Origin of the sequence: Streptomyces cavernicola, from assembly GCF_029968035.1 — a bacterium.
GTDB lineage: Bacteria > Actinomycetota > Actinomycetes > Streptomycetales > Streptomycetaceae > Streptomyces > Streptomyces cavernicola.
The window spans coordinates 76,456-93,555 of the sequence record NZ_JASCIQ010000003.1 but is presented as its reverse complement, the minus strand read 5'-3'; the positions used below and the strand labels follow the sequence as shown (position 1 = coordinate 93,555).

The window sequence follows — 17,100 nt, the reverse complement described above, 5'->3', positions numbered from 1 at the left end:
GTCGGCGGATCTCACCGGGTGTGACCGCTGATGGCGGTCCCGGCACCCGGCTCGGGCGGAAGGCCTGGCACGATGGCAGAGTGACTGCACCGCACACGCCCTCCCACAAGCACTCCGCCGACCACTCCCGCACGGCGCCGCCGTCGTACGGCGGCGCGCCCTCGGTCCCCGAGGAGGAGGACGGGCCCGGGTTGCAGACCGAGTTGATCCAGGCGGCGCTCGTCGCGGTGGTCCTCACGGTCTCGGGTGCGCTGTTCGGGCTGCTCTGGGGGAAGCTCGCGCCGCGGGTGCCGCTGGTCGCCGACGACAAGGCCGTGTTCCTCAAGGAGATCGAGGGGGAGCAGGCGATCGGCGCCGACGGCACGTTCATCCTGCTCGCGCTCGGTTTCGGCCTGGTCAGCGGGGCCGCGGTGTTCCTGTGGCGCAGGCGCGGCGGCATCCCGCTCGTGGTCGGGCTCGCGCTCGGCGGTCTGCTCGCGTCCGTCGTGGCCTGGCGCCTCGGCCTGCTCCTCGGGCCGGGGGACGACGTGGTGGCCCGCGCCAAGGAGGCGGGACCTGGCGTCGCCTTCGACGCGCCCCTGAAGCTGAACGCCATCGGCGCGCTGCTCGCCTGGCCGATCGCCGGGCTCGCCGTGCACCTCGGGCTCACCGCGCTGTTCGGCCCGCGCGACCCGGAGTTCGCCGTCGGCCCGTACCACGCCTTGAACGAGGAGCCGGGCCGGAACCACCCGTACCCGCCGGAGCCCGGCACCCGTACGGAGTGAGTCGTACGGACTGACGGGAATCCTCAGGTCCGGCCGACCGGGGCCAGGACCGCGTCCGTGAGCTTCGCCAGGTCGTCCGGGGCGAGCTCCACCTCCAGGCCGCGGCGGCCCGCCGAGACGCAGATCGTGGCGTGCCCCGAGGCCGAGTCGTCCAGGACCGTGCGCAGCCGCTTGCGCTGGCCGAGCGGGGAGATGCCGCCGCGCACGTACCCCGTGGTGCGCTCCGCCGCCGCCGGGTCCGCCATCGCGGCGCGCTTGCCGCCGACCGCCGCGGCCAGCGCCTTCAGGTCGAGCGAGCCCGCGACCGGGACCACGGCCACGGTGAGCGCGCCGTCCACGTCCGCGACCAGGGTCTTGAAGACGCGGTCGGGGGACACGCCCATCGCCTCGGCCGCCTCCTCGCCGTACGACGGGTGGGCCGGGTCGTGCTCGTAGGCGTGCACCGTGAACGGGACGCCCGCGTCCGTGAGGGCCACCGTCGCCGGAGTGCCGCCGGACTGCTGCTGCTTCTTGCTCTTGGACTTCTTCGCCATCGGGCCCTCGCCTGCGCGTACGCGGTCAGTTCATGCTCGTCGGCCCGCGCGTCAGGTCGACGGCGGGCAACGACGGCAGGTTACGGATCACCGCGGTCTCCGAGCGAAGGAGTTTCAGCTCGTCCCGCAGCCGCGACGCGGTGTCCGGGGCCTGCAGCAGCCGCTGCTTGGTCGGGGTGTCCAGGACGGCGGCCGCGGCCACCAGGTACGACACCACCGAGGGCTCGTCGGGCAGTTCGGCGCCGGTGGACAGGGAGCGCTCACGGGCGCCCGCGAGCCGCTTCTGGTAGTTGCGGAAGGCGCGCAGGACACCCTCGGCGAGCGCCCCGGCCTCGTCCCCCGGGTCCTCCTCCAGCTCCTCCAACTCGGCGGTCAGATAAGGGCCGGAGGCGTCCACGGAGTGCAGCCGGACGCGGGTCGTGCCGGTGGCGAGGACCTCGAAGCTGCCGTCGGCGCGTTCCCGTACGGTCGCCGCGTCCGCGATGCAGCCGATCCGGTGGAACGACTTCAGCGGGTCCGGGCCGAAGCCCGCGGCGGCGCCGCGCTCCGGCACGGCGGTGGCATCGGGCATGCCCGGCTCGGCGGGCGCCACCTCGTGGCCGTCGCGGATGGCGACCACGGCGAACCTGCGCGGCTCGTCGGAGTCGTCGGGCGAGGCCTTGACGAGGTCGCGCATCATCGCGCGGTAGCGCTCCTCGAAGACGTTCAGAGGCAGCACGAGTCCCGGGAACAACACGGTGTTCAGCGGAAAGAGCGGAAGCCGGACGGTGGTCACGACGGACTAGCCTAATGGCCGCTCAAGCCCGCTCGGAGCGGGTCCGCCGAGCTCGTGCGCGCAACGGGGTCGCGGCGGCCACCTCCAGGCGTACGCCGTCGCGGAGTTCGAGGAACTGGCCGAGCGGATCGTCCGAGATCCGGTCCCACGGGAAGGACGTCGCGCACGGCCCGATGAGCCGCAGCTGGTCGAGGGCGTCGCCCCACCGCTCCTGCCGGACCAGGACGTACGCGAGCAGGTTGCGGACCTCCGCCGGGTACGGGTCGCCCGCCTCGTACGTCGCCGAGAGTTCGATCGCGCAGTCCGCCGCGGCGTGCAGTCGGCCCGCCGGGACGGAGGAGCGGCCGGGGCCGAGCAGATACGCGAACGCGCCCCGCACCGGAAGGGCCCGCACCAGGGAGCCCGGCAGCGCTTCGGCGGCCGCCCGCTCGGCGAAGTCGAGGCACTCGCGGTGCGAGCCGTACCAGGACGCGGAGAGGTACTGCAGTGCCGCCGCGTGGCAGCCGTAGTGGTGCGGCGAGCGGCGCACCGCCTCGGACCACAGCGCGTTGAACGCCGTGCGCGACGCCCCGCAGCCGCGCGCGTGGTCGAGGGCGATCCGCCAGGGCACCGGGTCACGCGGGTCGGCCTCCGCGGCGGCGGTGATCAGGGGCGCGGACTCGTGGAGCAGCTCGGCGCGGGCCGGGGAGCGCCAGGCGTGCCGGACCGCGAGCTCGGCCTTGACGAGCAGGGCGTCCGGGTCGTGCGGCGCGGTGTGCAGCCAGGACTCGAACCAGTCGCCGCGGGCCTCCGCGAAGGTCGCGAGCCGCAGCAGGTAGCGGTCCCGGTTCTCCCACTCGGCGGCCTCGCGCGTGCCCGCGAGCAGCTTCGCGGCGGGCTCGTGCTCCCCGCGCCCCGCGGCGAGCAGGGCCGGGGCGAGGCGTTCGTCGGGCGCGTCGAGGAGCACCGCGTCGTCGGGTGGAAGTCCCTCCCCGAGCCGCGGCGCGTGCCGGACCATCCGGGCCGTGCGGATCACGGCACGGAACAGAGCCATGGCCTGAGGCCCTCCCTTGCGCCTTGTGCTTGCGTGGAGGGATGACGGTCGGAGGGGGTACGGGGTTGTGCGGGGGCGGGTAACGGTTCGGGCGCGGGATTTTCCCTGCCCGCAGTCCCCGGGGAGCCTCACCCCCGCCGCAGCAGCCGCGTCGCCCCCGCCGCCACCGTCGTCGCCAGGATCCAGCCGAGCAGGACGAGTGCGGCGGCCGCCCACTGCCAGTGTCCCTCCACCCGCCAGTAGCCGTCCTGGCCCAGGTTGATCACCGGCACGAGCAGGTCGAGGGCGTAGAGGGGGGCGTTCCACTCCGGGCCCTCGCCGTCCTTCAGCCGTGGCGGGCTGTACTGCGTGAACGCCAGCGCGCCCAGCGCCCACAGCACCGCCATCCACACCGCCGCACGGCCGGGCCGGTAGCCGTACGCGACCGTCCAGTCCTGCGCGTACCCCCAGAACTTGCCCGCGAGCGGCAGGGTTTCGCGGCGGCGGCGCTGTTTGGCGAGGAGCACCTCGCGGGCGTCGGCGTCCTCGCCGCTGTTGCGCAGCACCGTGGCCAGCTTCTCGTACGGCTCCGGGCTGTACTCCGGCGTCGCCGAGAGCACCCACTCCAGGCGTCGGGCGAGCGGGAAGCTGCCGCGCGGGACCAGGTTCTCGTACGTGAAGCCGCCGACCCGCAGCTGCCCCGGGCCCGGCCAACTCGTCGACTTGTCGACCAGGTTGACGATCTTCGCGCCGGAGAGCACGACGCTGCCGCGCGCCGGCTTCTCGCCGAGGAAGCGCAGCTCGGGCACCTGGATGCGGCGCAGCGACAGCTCCTGCTCGTTCTGCATGTCGAAGCGGGCCTGCTCGAAGTCGATGGCGTCGCCGAACCGCCCGTCGTCCAGGCGCATCCCGCCCTGGCTCTCGAACTTCTGCACCCGCACCCCGCGCGCCGGCGTCGAACCCCCGGTCAGCGGCGGGTTGGAGGCCGCGGCGGGCGTCATGTACAGCGTGCGCTCCACGGTCAGCTGCGGCGCGTTCAGGGCCTTGCTGCCGTACGGGTTGAGGAGCCGGCTGCCGCGCAGGCTCAGGGAGACCCCGATCTGGGCGCCGCGCAGACTCATCTCGCCGTGCGATTCCATCAGTTCGGCCTGGAAGTCCTGGCCGACCGTGAGCCCGTCCCCGGTCAGCGTGCGGCCGCGCCGGTCGCGGTGCACCACGGCCTGGTTGAGCAGCAGGTCGGTGCCGATCTGGGCGTCGGTCAGGCGGATGCCGCGGTGCACATGGCAGCGCGGCAGGTGCAGATCGCCCTCGGTGTGCAGGCGGGCCGCCTCGAAGCGGGGGATCGAGCAGTCCACCAGGCGCAGCGTGGAGAACCGGCTCTCCGGCAGCACGATCTCCTTCTCGAACCGGCAGCCCTTCATCTCCACGTAGGGCTCCACCGTGCCGCCCGCGACGTCGAGCTTGCCGGTGATCTGCACGCCGGTCAGCTTGATCGACGAGACCCGGCCGGGCAGCGCGGGCGGCCCGTCCAGCATCAGCAGGCAGATCACCCGCGCCCGCACGCTGCGCTCCGGGCCCCAGGGGTGGCCGCCGTGCGGGTCGTCCACGTCCGCGTCGCCGCTGGACAGGTCGTACCTGCTGCCGTTCTGGAAGGCCTGCCACATGCCGATCTCGGCCGCGGTCAGACCGTCCGGCATGTCCGTGTGCTGCCCGTCGACCACTGCTGCGGTCCCTCCCCGTGACTCCCGGATTCGCTCTGCGTGTCCCCGTACGTCCCCGTGCATCCCCGTACGTCCCGGCGGCGTCGGCCGCCTTCCGTCCGCGGCGCGCCGCACAGCAGCTCATGCCCGCTGTGTGACGAGGCGAACGCTAGTCGTGAAGCCGATCTTCCGGGGAGCCCCGAATTCCGTCCCACCGTTGACCATGGGCTTGTATCAGCCATTGATACGCGCGATCGCCCCCGCGGGGCGTCTGCGAGAATTGGTTCCGTGATCTCCCGAATCGATCTGCGCGGTGACTCCCTCCCCGAGGGCGGAGCCCTGCGCGACCTGCTGCCCCGTGCCGAGTTCGACGTCGCGGCCGCCCTGGACAAGGTGCGGCCCATCTGCGAGGACGTGCATCATCGTGGCACCGCGGCGCTGATCGAGTACGCGGAGAAGTTCGACGGCGTCAGGCTCGACCGGGTCCGCGTCCCCGCCGAGGCACTCGCCCAGGCGCTCGCCGAGCTCGACCCCGAGGTGCGCGCGGCCCTGGAGGAGTCCATCAGGCGCGCCCGCATCGTCCACCGCGAGCAGCGCCGCGCCCCGCACACCACCCAGGTCGTGCCCGGCGGCACGGTCACCGAGAAGTGGGTGCCGGTCGAGCGCGTCGGCCTGTACGCACCGGGCGGCCGCTCCGTCTACCCGTCCTCCGTGATCATGAACGCGGTCCCGGCGCAGGAGGCGGGCGTCGAGTCCGTCGCCCTCGCGTCCCCGCCGCAGAAGGAGTTCGGCGGTCTGCCGCACCCGACGATCCTCGCCGCCTGCGCCCTCCTCGGCGTCTACGAGGTGTACGCGGTGGGCGGCGCCCAGGCCGTGGCGATGTTCGCGTACGGCACCTCGGGCCCCGACGGCTGCGCCCCGGCCAACATGGTCACGGGCCCCGGCAACATCTGGGTGGCCGCCGCCAAGCGCTACTTCACCGGCAGGATCGGCATCGACACCGAGGCCGGCCCGACCGAGATCGCGGTCCTCGCCGACGACACCGCCGACCCGGCGCACGTCGCGTCCGACCTGATCAGCCAGGCCGAGCACGACCCGCTCGCGGCCGCCGTCCTGGTCACCGACTCGGTGGCGCTCGCCGAGGCCGTCGAGAAGGAGCTGGAGCCGCAGGTCGCCGCCACCAAGCACGTCGAGGACCGGATCAAGCCCGCCCTGGCCGGCCGGCAGTCCGCGATCGTCCTCGTCGACGGCCTGGAGGAAGGCCTGCGCGTGGTCGACGCGTACGGCGCGGAGCACCTGGAGATCCAGACCGCCGACGCCACCGCCGTGGCCGAGCGCGTCAAGAACGCCGGCGCGATCTTCGTCGGCCCGTACGCGCCCGTCTCGCTCGGCGACTACTGCGCGGGCTCCAACCACGTGCTGCCCACCGGCGGCTGCGCCTGCCACTCCTCGGGCCTGTCCGTCCAGTCCTTCCTGCGCGGCATCCACATCGTGGACTACTCGCGGGACGCCCTGGCCGACGTCGCCCACCACGTGGTGACCCTCGCCGAGGCCGAGGACCTGCCGGCGCACGGCGCCGCGATCAAGGCAAGGTTCGACTGGAAGGTGCCGGGCGAGGAGGTGTCGGACTCCAAGTGACCAGGATCGACGACCTCCCCATCCGCGACGAGCTGCGCGGCAAGTCCCCTTACGGCGCACCCCAGTTGGACGTGCCCGTACGCCTGAACACCAACGAGAACCCGTACCCGCTGCCCGAGCCGCTCGTCGAGCGGATCGCCGAGCGGGTCAGGGAAGCCGCCCGCAACCTCAACCGCTACCCCGACCGGGACGCGGTCGAGCTGCGCACGGAACTGGCCCGCTACCTCACCCGCACCGGCGGGTACGAGGTCACGGCCGCCCACGTCTGGGCGGCCAACGGCTCCAACGAAGTGCTCCAGCAGCTGCTGCAGACCTTCGGCGGTCCTGGCCGTACGGCGATCGGCTTCGAGCCCTCGTACTCGATGCACTCGCTGATCTCCCGCGGCACCGGCACCGGCTGGATCTCCGGGCCGCGCAACGACGACTTCACGATCAACGCCGACCTCGCCGAGCAGGCCATCGCCGAGAACCGGCCCGACGTCGTCTTCATCACCTCGCCCAACAACCCCACGGGCACCGCCGTCCCGGCCGAGACGGTCCTGCGCCTGTACGACGCGGCGCAGGCGGCCAAGCCGTCCCTCGTCGTCGTGGACGAGGCGTACGTCGAGTTCAGCCACGGGGCCTCGCTGCTCCCGCTGCTCGAAGGACGGCCGAATCTCGTCGTCTCCCGCACCATGTCCAAGGCCTTCGGCGCGGCCGGGCTCCGCCTCGGCTATCTCGCCGCCGACCCGGCGGTGGTGGACGCGGTGCAGCTGGTGCGGCTTCCGTACCACCTCTCCGCCGTCACCCAGGCCACCGCGCTCGCCGCCCTGGAGCACACGGACACGCTGCTCGCGTACGTGGACCAGCTCAAGCAGGAGCGCGACCGGATCGTCCGCGAGTTGTGGGAGATGGGGTACGAAGTCACCGCGTCCGACGCGAACTTCGTGCAGTTCGGCCGCTTCGAGGGCGAGGGCGCCGCCCACGACGTATGGCAGCAGATCCTCGACCGCGGCGTCCTGGTGCGGGACAACGGCGTCCCCGGCTGGCTGCGGGTCACCGCCGGAACCCCGGCAGAGAACGACGCGTTCCTCGATGCGGTACGCGAACTCAAGAAGGAGCAGGAGCAGAGCGCATGAGTCGCGTCGGGCGCGTGGAGCGCACCACCAAGGAGACCTCCGTCCTCGTCGAGATCAACCTCGACGGCACCGGAAAGGTCGATGTGTCGACCGGGGTCGGCTTCTACGACCACATGCTCGACCAGCTCGGCCGCCACGGCCTCTTCGACCTCACGGTCAAGACCGAGGGCGACCTGCACATCGACAGCCACCACACCATCGAGGACACCGCCCTCGCCCTCGGCGCCGCCTTCAAGCAGGCCCTCGGCGACAAGGTCGGCATCTACCGCTTCGGCAACTGCACCGTCCCGCTGGACGAGTCGCTCGCCCAGGTCACGGTCGACCTCTCGGGGCGTCCGTACCTGGTGCACACCGAGCCGGAGAACATGGCGCCGATGATCGGCGAGTACGACACGACGATGACCCGGCACATCTTCGAGTCCTTCGTCGCCCAGGCCCAGATCGCCATGCACATCCACGTGCCGTACGGGCGCAACGCCCACCACATCGTGGAGTGCCAGTTCAAGGCCCTGGCCCGCGCGCTGCGTTACGCCTCCGAGCGGGACCCGCGCGCCGCTGGCATCCTCCCTTCCACGAAGGGCGCCCTGTAAGCCATGAACGGCCTCTCCACCCTGCTGCTCTTCGTCGGACTGTTCCTGCTCGGCGGGGTCTACTCCTTCGCGAAGCAGAAGCAGTCCAAGAGCCTGATCACGCTCCTGTCCATCGGCGCCGCGATGTGCATCGTCGCGGGCGTCCTGCGCCTGGAGGTGTGGAATTGACCTCGGCAAGCACGGCGAGCACGGCAAGCACGCCGAGCACCGCACGTAAGAGCGTCGTCGTCTTCGACTACGGCTTCGGGAACGTCCGCTCCGCCGAGCGCGCCCTCGCCCGCGCCGGGGCCGACGTCGAGATCACCCGCGACTTCGACAAGGCCATGAACGCCGACGGACTCCTCGTCCCCGGCGTCGGCGCCTTCTCGGCCTGCATGCAGGGCCTCAAGGAGGCGCGCGGCGACTGGGTCGTCGACCGGCGCCTGTCCGGCGGGCGTCCCGTGATGGGTATCTGCGTCGGCATGCAGATCCTCTTCGAGCGGGGCATCGAGCACGGCGTCGAGGCCGAGGGCCTGGACGAGTGGCCCGGCACGGTCGGCCCCCTCAAGGCGGACGTCGTGCCGCACATGGGCTGGAACACCGTCGAGGCCCCCGAGGGCTCCGAGCTCTTCAACGGCCTCTCTGCGGACGACCGTTACTACTTCGTGCACTCGTACGCCGTGCACGACTGGACCCTGGAGATCACCAACCCGGCGATGCGCGCCCCGCTCGTCACCTGGTCCACGCACGGCGAGAAGTTCGTGGCCGCCGTCGAGAACGGCGCGCTGTGGGCGACGCAGTTCCACCCCGAGAAGTCCGGCGACGCCGGAGCGCAGCTGCTTAAGAACTGGATCGGAACCCTTTGATGGCCCCGAAGCTTGAACTCCTGCCCGCCGTCGACGTCCGCGACGGCCAGGCCGTCCGCCTCGTGCACGGCGAGTCCGGCACCGAGACCTCCTACGGCTCCCCGCTCGAAGCGGCCCTGGCCTGGCAGAACTCCGGCGCCGAGTGGCTGCACCTGGTCGACCTGGACGCCGCGTTCGGCACCGGCGACAACCGCGCGCTGGTCCGCGAGGTCACCGAGGCCATGGACATCAAGGTGGAGCTGTCCGGCGGCATCCGCGACGACGACACGCTCGCCGCCGCCCTCGCCACCGGCTGCACCCGCGTCAACCTCGGCACCGCCGCCCTGGAGACCCCCGACTGGGTCGCCAAGGTCATCGCCGAGCACGGCGACAAGATCGCCGTCGGTCTCGACGTACGCGGCACGACGCTGCGCGGCCGCGGCTGGACCCGCGACGGCGGCGACCTCTACGAGACCCTGGAGCGCCTCAACTCCGAGGGCTGCGCGCGCTATGTGGTGACCGACATCGCCAAGGACGGCACGCTGCAGGGCCCCAACCTGGAGCTCCTGCGCAACGTCTGCGCGGCCACGGACCGCCCCGTCGTCGCTTCCGGCGGCGTGAGCAGCCTCGACGACCTGCGCGCCATCGCCGAGCTGGTCCCGTTCGGCGTCGAGGGCTCGATCGTCGGCAAGGCCCTGTACGCCAAGGCCTTCACCCTGGAAGAGGCCCTGGAGGCCGTGTCGTCATGAGCGACGTACGACGCGTGCAGAGCGGCAGCCCCTGGGAAGAGGCCTTCGGTTTCGCGCGCGCCGTAGCGGCGGGCGACCGGGTCGTGGTCGGCGGCACCACCTCCTTCAAGGGGATGGTGCTGTACGGCGAGGGCGATCCGTACGAGCAGACCCGCGTCGCCATCGCCAACGCCCTCGACGCGATCGGGGAGTTCGGCATCGGCGCCGAGTCCGTCATCCGCACCCGTCTCTTCCTGACCCATGCGCGGGACGTCGACGAAGTGGGCCGGGCGCACCAGGAGTTCTTCGGCTCCGTGCGCCCGGTGACGACCATGGCGGTCGTCACCGGCTTCGTCGACCCGCGCATCCTGGTCGAAGTGGAACTAGAAGCTTTCCTGGGCGGCGCCCGGGACCCGTACGAGGAGCCCGATCAGTCATGACCCTGGCGGTCCGAGTCATCCCCTGCCTGGACGTGGACAACGGCCGGGTCGTCAAGGGCGTCAACTTCCAGAACCTGCGCGACGCGGGCGACCCCGTCGAGATGGCCAAGGTGTACGACGCCGAGGGCGCCGACGAGTTGACGTTCCTGGACATCACCGCGTCCTCCGGCAACCGCGAGACGACGTACGACGTGGTCCGCCGCACCGCCGAGCAGGTCTTCATCCCGCTCACCGTCGGCGGCGGCGTCCGCACGGCCGAGGACGTCGACAAGCTGCTGCGCGCGGGCGCGGACAAGGTCGGCGTGAACACGGCCGCGATCGCCCGCCCGGACCTGATCCGGGAGATCGCCGAGCGCTTCGGCCGCCAGGTCCTCGTCCTGTCGGTCGACGCCCGCCGCACGGAGTCCGGCTCCTTCGAGGTGACCACCCACGGCGGCCGCAAGTCAGCCGGCATCGACGCCGTCGAATGGGCGCACCGGGCGGCCGAGTTGGGCGCGGGCGAGATCCTGCTCAACTCGATGGACGCGGACGGCACGAAGGACGGCTACGACATCGAGATGATCGAGGCCGTACGCAAGCACGTCACCGTCCCCGTCATCGCCTCCGGCGGCGCGGGCCGCCTCGACCACTTCCCGCCGGCCGTCGCCGCGGGCGCGGACGCGGTCCTCGCGGCGTCGGTCTTCCACTTCGGGGATCTGCGGATCGGCGAGGTCAAGGAGACCTTGCGGGGGGCGGGCCACCCGGTGCGGTAGGGGGCTTCGGGGCTTCGCCCCGTGCCCCGCTTGTTTTTCGGCTGCCGCGCCGTGGGGGCTGGTCGCGCAGTTCCCCGCGCCCCTAAAAACCAGCCCCTCCGGCGCTTGAGGAGCGGGGTCTGGGGCGGAGCCCCAGTTCCCGCCCCGGCCGCTCAAGCCCCCAACCGCTCCACCTCCGCGACCAACGCCGCCGTCTCCGGAACCGGCACCCCATGCCGCCCCGCAGCCCGCAGCAACGCCCCACCGATCGCGTCGAGTTCGATCGGCCGTCCCGCCTCCGCATCCCGCTGCATCGACGACCGCGTCGCCCCCGGCACCGCATCCACGAACGAGAGCAGCGCCGGTACGTCGAGCGGCGCGCCCTGCGCCCCCGCCACCTCGGCGAACTCCCCGATGACGGCCAGCATCCGTTCCCGGTGCGCCGTACGCACATCCCCGACCGGCACCCCGTACCGCGTCGAGAGCAGTGCCATCGGCAGCAGGAACGACAGCTTGCCCCAGAGCATCGCCGTCTCGTCCGCGGCCACGTCCACCTGCTGCCCGGCCCCGCGCAGGACCTCCGCGAACGCCTCCACGCGCGCGTGCGGAGCGGTCGAACTGGCCAGCTCGATCCGCGCGTTGAGCCCGCCGTGCTCGATGACGCCGGGCGCCACCCGCGTCGACTCGACCCGGATCGTGCCCGGCACGACCTGCTCGGCGGGGTAGCGCTCCCGCAACACGTCCACATGCTCGACGCCGTTGAGCAGCGGCACGACGAGGCCCGCGCCCAGCGCCTCGCGCGGCACCCGCTCCAGGGCGGAGAGCAGGCCCGTCTCCTTCGGCGTGACGATCAACGCGTCCACGGGCTCCCGCAGTTCGGTGTCCGCCGCCACGCGCGCGGTGAAGTCCCCGAACGCCCCGCTGCGCACGGTCACGCCCTGCTCGGCCAGCACATCGGCGGTCTCCTTGCGGGCCAGACAGATCACCCGGTGCCCGGCCCGCGCGAGCAGCCCGGCACAGAGCCCACCGACCCCGCCCGGTCCCAGTACGGCCACGGTCCACGGTGTTGAAGTAGTCGTCATGCCGTGCAGCTTGGCAGAGCCGAGGACGTGAACGCCGCGCCCCGTCCCGTACGACACGCACCAACTCCCCGGCAGAACCAGCCAGTTGTGCCCGCCGGAAAACTTCGGACCCGGCCGAAAGACAGCGGCATACGGGCGGTCCCGCGAGTAGCGTCCCGGTGAGACGAGCCGTATGCAGCGTGAGGAGCGTCATGTCACCCGCCCCGACCCTCGACCTGAAGGACCTCGGCCCCGACTTCGTCCGCGACCCCTACCCCGTGTACGCCGCGCTGCGCGCCGAAGGCCCCGTGCACCACGTGCGCACCCCGAAGGGCGAGGAGCTGTGGCTGATCGTCGGACACGAAGCCTGTCGGTCCGCGCTCGTCGACCCGAGACTCACCCGGGACCTCCGCAAGGTCGACCCGGCCCTGCACCCCCTCGGCGCCGAGGATGCCGAAAGCCCCGCCCTCACCCACATGCTGCTGCGCGACGCCCCCGACCACACCCGGCTACGGCGGCTCGTCGCCCGCGAGTTCAGCCCCCGCCGGATCGCGGCCCTCGCCCCGCGCATCCAACGCATCACCGACGAACTCCTCGACGCGATGCTCGCCGACGGCGCCGAGCGGGCCGACCTCGTCGCAGCCCTCTGCTTCCCGCTGCCCATGACCGTCATCTGCGAACTCCTCGGCGTCCCCGCCGCCGACCGGGACGCCTTCCACGCCTGGACCAACGAGATCGTCGCACCCACCGACGAGAACCTCCTCGCCGGTGCCTACCGCAACGTGGTCGACTACCTGCGCCGACTCATCGCCGCCAAACGCGAACACCCCGAGGAAGACCTGCTCAGCGGGCTCGTCCACACCGTCGACGAAGAGGGCGACCGGCTCTCCGGCGACGAACTGATCGGCATGGCCCTGCTCCTGCTCATCGCCGGCCACGAGACCACCGTCAACCTCATCGGCAACGGCCTGCGCGCCCTCTTCGCCCACCCCGACCAGCTGGAACTGCTGCGCACCGACCCCGAAGGGCTGATCGACGGCGCCGTCGAGGAGATGCTCCGCTACGACGGCCCCGTCGAGACCGCCCTGCCCCGCTGGACCACCGAACCCGTCACCATCGGCGACACCCGGATCCCCGCCGGAGCCGTCGTCCTCGTCGCCCTCGCCGACGCCGACCGCGACCCCGCGCGCTTCACCGAACCCGACCGGTTCACGATCCGCCGCGACGCCCGCGGCCACATCGCCTTCGGCCACGGCCTGCACTACTGCCTCGGCGCCCCGCTCGCCCGCCTCGAAGGCCGCATCGCCGTCCGTACCCTCCTCGAACGCTGCCCCGGCCTCGCCCTCGACGCGGACGAGGCCCAGCTGCCCTGGGTGCCGGGCCTCCTGATCCGCGGCGTCCGCACCCTGCCCGTGCGCTGGGCGCGGTAAGACCCCCTGCCTCTCAGAGGCCCAACTGCTTGGCGCCGTGGAGGAGTTCGATGGCCTCCTTGTCGCCCTCCAGCTCCACGCGCGCGTGGTCCTGCCGGCCGAACAGGAACATCGTCAGCTCGCCAGGCTCCCCGGTGACCGTCACCACCGGGGTGCCGCGGTGCGCCACCACCGTCCGGCCGTCGGGGCGGCGCAGCACCAGACCCGTCGGCGCGTTGCGGCCGAGCACCCGGGCCATCCGCTCCAGACGCGTCCACAGCCCGTCCGCGAACACCGGGTCGAGCTCCCGCGGACTCCAGTCCTCCTGCGCCCGGCGCACGTCCTCGGCGTGCACATAGAACTCCACCGCGTTCGCCGCCTCGTCCAACTGCTTCAACGCATATGGCGAGAACCGCGGCGGGCCCGTGCGGAGCAGCTGGATCAGCTCCTCGTACGGCTTCTCCGTGAACTCCGCCATCACCCGCTCCAGGCGGTCGGCCAGAGCCTTGACGAGGATGCCGCCCGCGGCGTCCGGACGCCGCTCGCGCACCACCACATGGGCGGCCAGATCCCGGGCCGTCCAGCCCTCGCACAGAGTGGGCGCCTCGGGGCCCGCCGCCTCCAACAGGTCCGCCAGGAGCAGCCGTTCACGCTTGGCATGGGTCGACATACGGCAAGGCTAAGCCCGCGTCCGGGACCCTGCCCACCGGTTCTCCACAGCGACCCGGCATTAGTACGACCGCAGCGCTCACCCTGTGGACAACGTGCCGCACCCTCCGTGCAACCCGGCACAATGGGCCCATGAGCAGCAACCTCGACCCCGCCATCGCCGCCCGCCTCAAGCGCAGCGCCGACGGACTCGTCCCCGCCATCGCCCAGCAGTACGACACCGGCGAAGTGCTGATGCTCGGCTGGATGGACGACGAGGCGCTGCATCGCACCCTCACCACCGGCCGCTGCACGTACTGGTCCCGCAGCCGTCAGGAGTACTGGGTGAAGGGCGACACCTCCGGCCACTTCCAGCACGTCAAGTCCGTCGCCCTCGACTGCGACGCCGACACCGTCCTCGTCCAGGTCGACCAGGTCGGCGCCGCCTGCCACACCGGCGCGCGCACCTGCTTCGACGCCGATGTGCTGCTGGTCAGCACGCCGGTGGAACAGCCCGGCACCGCCGGTCAGTAGGGTCGGCCGACATGGATCGCATGGATCTCGACACCTTCCGCAAGCTCGCGGCCGACCGCCGCGTCATCCCCGTCAGCCGCAAACTCCTGGCCGACGGCGACACCCCGGTCGGCCTGTACCGCAAACTGGCCGCCGAGCGCCCCGGCACGTTCCTCCTGGAGTCCGCGGAGAACGGCAGATCCTGGTCCCGGTACTCCTTCGTCGGCGTCCGCAGCTCCGCCACCCTCACCGAGCGGGACGGCCAGGCGCACTGGCTGGGCGGCGCCCCCGTCGGCGTCCCCACCGAGGGCGACCCGCTGAAGGCGCTGCGCGCCACCGTCGAGGCCCTGCACACCCCGCGCGACCTGCCCGACGACGGGATGCCCCCGTTCACCGGCGGCATGGTCGGCTATCTCGGGTACGACATCGTGCGCCGCCTGGAGAAGATCGGCCCCGGCGAGCGGGACGACCTGAAGCTGCCCGAGCTGACGATGCTGCTCACCAGCGACCTCGCCGTGCTCGACCACTGGGACGGCTCGGTCCTGCTCATCGCCAACGCCGTCAACCACAACGACCTGGACACCGGCGTCGACGAGGCCTACGCCGACGCGGTCGCCCGCCTCGACGCCATGGAGGCCGACCTCGCCCGGCCCGTCGCGCAGCACCCCTCCGCGCTGCCCGACGCCGCGCTGCCCGAGTTCACGGCCCTGTGGGGCGGCGCCGACTACCAGGACGCCGTCGAGGACATCAAGGAGCGCATCCGGGCCGGCGAGGCCTTCCAGGTCGTGCCCTCGCAGCGCTTCGAAACCCCTTGCACGGCAAGCGCGTTGGACGTCTACCGCGTCCTGCGCGCCACCAACCCCTCGCCGTACATGTACCTCTTCCGGTTCGACGGCTTCGACGTCGTGGGCTCCTCGCCCGAGGCCCTCGTCAAGGTCGAGGACGGCCGGGCCATGCTGCACCCCATCGCCGGCACCCGGCCGCGCGGCGCCACCCCGCAGCAGGACCAGGCCCTCGCCGACGAGCTCCTCGCCGACCCCAAGGAGCGCGCCGAGCACCTGATGCTGGTCGACCTCGGGCGCAACGACCTGGGGCGGGTCTGCGCCCCCGGCTCCGTGGAGGTCGTCGACTTCATGTCGATCGAGAAGTACTCCCACGTGATGCACATCGTCTCCACGGTCACCGGCCAGGTCGCCGACGGCCGCACCGCGTTCGACGTCCTCACCGCCTGCTTCCCCGCGGGCACGCTCTCCGGCGCCCCCAAGCCGCGCGCCATGCAGATCATCGATGAGCTGGAGCCCTCCCGCCGCGGCCTCTACGGCGGCTGCGTGGGATACCTCGACTTCGCGGGCGACTCCGACACCGCCATCGCGATCCGTACGGCACTGCTCCGCGACGGCACGGCGTACGTGCAGGCGGGAGCGGGCGTCGTCGCTGACTCCGACCCGGTCGCCGAGGACACCGAATGCCGGAACAAGGCGGCTGCCGTACTGCGCGCGGTGCACAGCGCCAACCGCCTGAGTGATCGCGGAGGCCGTGAGGGATAGTGGAAGACGTGACTTCCGCAGCCGTACCCCAGCCCCGCGCAGAATCCCGGCGGACCAAGGCTCCCGCCGCCCGGCGCAGCCTCGCCGCAGCCCTGCTGCTCGGCGCGCTCGGCGCAGCGGTCGCCCTGCTCGCCTCCCGGCAGACCTGGGCCGAGGGTGACGCCGCCACGGCGGGCGGCGCCCTGCACCAGGTCGCCAAGGGCAGCGATGTGACGGGCGTGCCCGCCGCGCTCGCCATCGTCGGCCTCGCCGCGCTCGTCGCCGTCTTCGCGGTCCGCCGCACCGGCCGGGTCCTGGTCTCGGCGCTGCTCGCCCTCAGCGGCGCGGGCACCATCGCCGCGGCACTGCTCGGCGCGCAGGACTCCGCCGCCCTCGACGAGAAGGCGGCCACGGCCAGCGGCCAGGCCGGCGCCACGATCGACGCCGTCACGTTCACGCCCTGGCCGTTCGTGGCCGCGGCCGGCGGCCTCCTGCTGCTGCTCGCGGGCGCGCTCGCGCTGCGCTTCGGCGGGAGCTGGCCCGCGATGTCCGGCAGGTACGAGCGGGGCGCGGGCCACGGCAAGGCCGCCAAGACCGACCCGGACCGGCCCGAGGACCTGTGGAAGGCGCTCGACCGGGGCGAGGACCCCACGAACTAGCAGGGCCTCGGCCGGGCCAGCGGCGGGTGAGGTTGCCCACGGTTCAGGAGCCTGGGAGAAGCAGCCGCGCGGCGGTCCATACAATGGGTCAGAGCGTTCGACTTTCAGCAAACGAGGAGCAAGTCATGGCGGGCAGCAGCCACGGACACACCCCGGCCGCCTGGACCGGCGTCATCATCGCGTTCATCGGCTTCTGCATCAGCGGTGCCTTCATGGTGATGAACCAGCCGCTCGGCTTCTGGGGCGGCATGGTCGTCGTCGCCCTGGGCGGTGTGGTCGGCATGGCCATGCGCGCCGCGGGCCTGGGCCAGCCGAAGACGGCACACCACGTGGTGGTGTCGCCGCGCGCCGACGTGACGCCGCGCGCCGAGGCGGTGGCGAGCGCCGAGGGCTGAGCCTCCTCGAAGCGCAGGACCCCACGAGAAGGGGCG

The 17,100-nt window shown here is 72.4% G+C and carries 20 protein-coding genes; 14 read left to right on the top strand and 6 right to left on the bottom strand.

The features are described from left to right. Window positions 1–80 precede the first annotated feature (80 nt). Window positions 81–764 (top strand): hypothetical protein, encoded by a 684-nt coding sequence (locus QIS96_RS04000; RefSeq protein WP_282540937.1) that lies wholly within the window; start codon window positions 81–83, stop codon window positions 762–764. 23 nt (window positions 765–787) lie between these two features. Here the strand turns inward: QIS96_RS04000 and ybaK are convergent, their stop codons facing one another. The 4 genes from ybaK to QIS96_RS03980 form a co-directional block, all read right to left on the bottom strand. Continuing rightward, complete coding sequence (gene ybaK, locus QIS96_RS03995; protein WP_282540936.1) at window positions 788–1,297, bottom strand: Cys-tRNA(Pro) deacylase; 510 nt, start codon at window positions 1,295–1,297, stop codon at window positions 788–790. A gap of 25 nt (window positions 1,298–1,322) precedes the next feature. Continuing rightward, entirely contained in the window at window positions 1,323–2,072 is a 750-nt protein-coding gene (locus QIS96_RS03990; RefSeq protein WP_282540935.1) for an LON peptidase substrate-binding domain-containing protein, read from the bottom strand. Between the two features lie 22 nt (window positions 2,073–2,094). After that, window positions 2,095–3,105: a hypothetical protein gene (locus tag QIS96_RS03985; protein WP_282540934.1), complete on the bottom strand. Its 1,011-nt coding sequence runs from the start codon at window positions 3,103–3,105 to the stop codon at window positions 2,095–2,097. Between the two features lie 128 nt (window positions 3,106–3,233). Continuing rightward, window positions 3,234–4,781 carry an oxidoreductase gene (locus tag QIS96_RS03980; RefSeq protein ID WP_282541102.1) on the bottom strand — a complete coding sequence of 516 codons (1,548 nt, stop codon included), beginning with the start codon at window positions 4,779–4,781 and terminating at the stop codon, window positions 3,234–3,236. A gap of 291 nt (window positions 4,782–5,072) precedes the next feature. Here QIS96_RS03980 and hisD point away from each other — a divergent pair, with 291 nt between their 5' ends. From hisD to hisF, 8 genes are read left to right on the top strand one after another with little or no spacing between them, the layout of a single operon-like run. After that, on the top strand, window positions 5,073–6,422 hold the full coding sequence (gene hisD / locus QIS96_RS03975) for a histidinol dehydrogenase (RefSeq protein ID WP_282540933.1): 1,350 nt from the start codon (window positions 5,073–5,075) through the stop codon (window positions 6,420–6,422). After that, the gene (locus QIS96_RS03970) at window positions 6,419–7,540 is read left to right on the top strand and encodes a histidinol-phosphate transaminase (RefSeq protein ID WP_282540932.1); all 1,122 of its coding nucleotides are present in this window, start codon (window positions 6,419–6,421) and stop codon (window positions 7,538–7,540) included. Before hisD ends, QIS96_RS03970 begins: the two co-directional genes overlap by 4 nt. Beyond that, on the top strand, window positions 7,537–8,130 hold the full coding sequence (gene hisB / locus QIS96_RS03965; RefSeq protein ID WP_282540931.1) for an imidazoleglycerol-phosphate dehydratase HisB: 594 nt from the start codon (window positions 7,537–7,539) through the stop codon (window positions 8,128–8,130). The genes QIS96_RS03970 and hisB overlap by 4 nt, the downstream gene beginning before the upstream one ends. Window positions 8,131–8,133: 3 nt before the next feature. Continuing rightward, entirely contained in the window at window positions 8,134–8,298 is a 165-nt protein-coding gene (locus QIS96_RS03960) for a hypothetical protein (protein WP_282540930.1), read from the top strand. Beyond that, complete coding sequence (hisH, locus tag QIS96_RS03955) at window positions 8,295–8,975, top strand: imidazole glycerol phosphate synthase subunit HisH (RefSeq protein WP_282540929.1); 681 nt, start codon at window positions 8,295–8,297, stop codon at window positions 8,973–8,975. The genes QIS96_RS03960 and hisH overlap by 4 nt, the downstream gene beginning before the upstream one ends. Then, window positions 8,975–9,703, top strand: a complete 729-nt coding sequence (gene priA, locus QIS96_RS03950; protein ID WP_282540928.1) for a bifunctional 1-(5-phosphoribosyl)-5-((5-phosphoribosylamino)methylideneamino)imidazole-4-carboxamide isomerase/phosphoribosylanthranilate isomerase PriA — start codon at window positions 8,975–8,977, stop codon at window positions 9,701–9,703. Before hisH ends, priA begins: the two co-directional genes overlap by 1 nt. After that, window positions 9,700–10,122, top strand: coding sequence for a RidA family protein (locus tag QIS96_RS03945; protein ID WP_282540927.1), 423 nt, complete (start codon window positions 9,700–9,702; stop codon window positions 10,120–10,122). The genes priA and QIS96_RS03945 overlap by 4 nt, the downstream gene beginning before the upstream one ends. Beyond that, window positions 10,119–10,874: an imidazole glycerol phosphate synthase subunit HisF gene (hisF, locus tag QIS96_RS03940; RefSeq protein WP_282540926.1), complete on the top strand. Its 756-nt coding sequence runs from the start codon at window positions 10,119–10,121 to the stop codon at window positions 10,872–10,874. The genes QIS96_RS03945 and hisF overlap by 4 nt, the downstream gene beginning before the upstream one ends. Window positions 10,875–11,026: 152 nt before the next feature. On the opposite strand, the gene QIS96_RS03935 is transcribed toward hisF, so the two are convergent. Beyond that, window positions 11,027–11,935, bottom strand: a complete 909-nt coding sequence (locus tag QIS96_RS03935) for a ketopantoate reductase family protein (RefSeq protein WP_282541101.1) — start codon at window positions 11,933–11,935, stop codon at window positions 11,027–11,029. A gap of 191 nt (window positions 11,936–12,126) precedes the next feature. On the opposite strand from QIS96_RS03935, the gene QIS96_RS03930 reads away from it, so the two are divergent. Continuing rightward, the gene (locus QIS96_RS03930) at window positions 12,127–13,344 is read left to right on the top strand and encodes a cytochrome P450 family protein (RefSeq protein WP_282540925.1); all 1,218 of its coding nucleotides are present in this window, start codon (window positions 12,127–12,129) and stop codon (window positions 13,342–13,344) included. Between the two features lie 13 nt (window positions 13,345–13,357). On the opposite strand, the gene QIS96_RS03925 is transcribed toward QIS96_RS03930, so the two are convergent. Continuing rightward, a complete protein-coding gene (locus tag QIS96_RS03925; RefSeq protein WP_282540924.1) occupies window positions 13,358–13,993 on the bottom strand; it encodes a TIGR03085 family metal-binding protein in 636 nt (211 codons plus the stop codon). 131 nt (window positions 13,994–14,124) lie between these two features. On the opposite strand from QIS96_RS03925, the gene hisI reads away from it, so the two are divergent. The 4 genes from hisI to QIS96_RS03905 all read left to right on the top strand — a co-directional run bounded on the left by hisI (window position 14,125) and on the right by QIS96_RS03905 (window position 17,064). Continuing rightward, complete coding sequence (hisI, locus tag QIS96_RS03920; protein WP_282540923.1) at window positions 14,125–14,505, top strand: phosphoribosyl-AMP cyclohydrolase; 381 nt, start codon at window positions 14,125–14,127, stop codon at window positions 14,503–14,505. Between the two features lie 20 nt (window positions 14,506–14,525). Continuing rightward, window positions 14,526–16,031, top strand: coding sequence for an anthranilate synthase component I (locus QIS96_RS03915; protein WP_282541100.1), 1,506 nt, complete (start codon window positions 14,526–14,528; stop codon window positions 16,029–16,031). After that, window positions 16,031–16,669 (top strand): TIGR02234 family membrane protein, encoded by a 639-nt coding sequence (locus QIS96_RS03910; RefSeq protein ID WP_282540922.1) that lies wholly within the window; start codon window positions 16,031–16,033, stop codon window positions 16,667–16,669. The genes QIS96_RS03915 and QIS96_RS03910 overlap by 1 nt, the downstream gene beginning before the upstream one ends. A gap of 125 nt (window positions 16,670–16,794) precedes the next feature. Further along, window positions 16,795–17,064 (top strand): HGxxPAAW family protein, encoded by a 270-nt coding sequence (locus QIS96_RS03905; protein WP_282540921.1) that lies wholly within the window; start codon window positions 16,795–16,797, stop codon window positions 17,062–17,064. Window positions 17,065–17,100: the final 36 nt, after the last annotated feature.

What these genes read in the sequence shown, in the direction of transcription:
- QIS96_RS03915 (WP_282541100.1), top strand. Translation starts at nt 14,526, where the DNA reads ATGGATCTCGACACCTTCCGCAAGCTCGCGGCCGACCGCCGCGTCATC.
- QIS96_RS03935 (WP_282541101.1), bottom strand. Translation starts at nt 11,935, where the DNA reads ATGACGACTACTTCAACACCGTGGACCGTGGCCGTACTGGGACCGGGC.
- QIS96_RS03930 (WP_282540925.1), top strand. Translation starts at nt 12,127, where the DNA reads ATGTCACCCGCCCCGACCCTCGACCTGAAGGACCTCGGCCCCGACTTC.
- QIS96_RS03905 (WP_282540921.1), top strand. Translation starts at nt 16,795, where the DNA reads ATGGCGGGCAGCAGCCACGGACACACCCCGGCCGCCTGGACCGGCGTC.
- QIS96_RS03925 (WP_282540924.1), bottom strand. Translation starts at nt 13,993, where the DNA reads ATGTCGACCCATGCCAAGCGTGAACGGCTGCTCCTGGCGGACCTGTTG.
- QIS96_RS03980 (WP_282541102.1), bottom strand. Translation starts at nt 4,781, where the DNA reads ATGCCGGACGGTCTGACCGCGGCCGAGATCGGCATGTGGCAGGCCTTC.
- hisB (WP_282540931.1), top strand. Translation starts at nt 7,537, where the DNA reads ATGAGTCGCGTCGGGCGCGTGGAGCGCACCACCAAGGAGACCTCCGTC.
- ybaK (WP_282540936.1), bottom strand. Translation starts at nt 1,297, where the DNA reads ATGGCGAAGAAGTCCAAGAGCAAGAAGCAGCAGCAGTCCGGCGGCACT.
- priA (WP_282540928.1), top strand. Translation starts at nt 8,975, where the DNA reads ATGGCCCCGAAGCTTGAACTCCTGCCCGCCGTCGACGTCCGCGACGGC.
- hisF (WP_282540926.1), top strand. Translation starts at nt 10,119, where the DNA reads ATGACCCTGGCGGTCCGAGTCATCCCCTGCCTGGACGTGGACAACGGC.
- hisI (WP_282540923.1), top strand. Translation starts at nt 14,125, where the DNA reads ATGAGCAGCAACCTCGACCCCGCCATCGCCGCCCGCCTCAAGCGCAGC.
- QIS96_RS03985 (WP_282540934.1), bottom strand. Translation starts at nt 3,105, where the DNA reads ATGGCTCTGTTCCGTGCCGTGATCCGCACGGCCCGGATGGTCCGGCAC.
- QIS96_RS03945 (WP_282540927.1), top strand. Translation starts at nt 9,700, where the DNA reads ATGAGCGACGTACGACGCGTGCAGAGCGGCAGCCCCTGGGAAGAGGCC.
- QIS96_RS03960 (WP_282540930.1), top strand. Translation starts at nt 8,134, where the DNA reads ATGAACGGCCTCTCCACCCTGCTGCTCTTCGTCGGACTGTTCCTGCTC.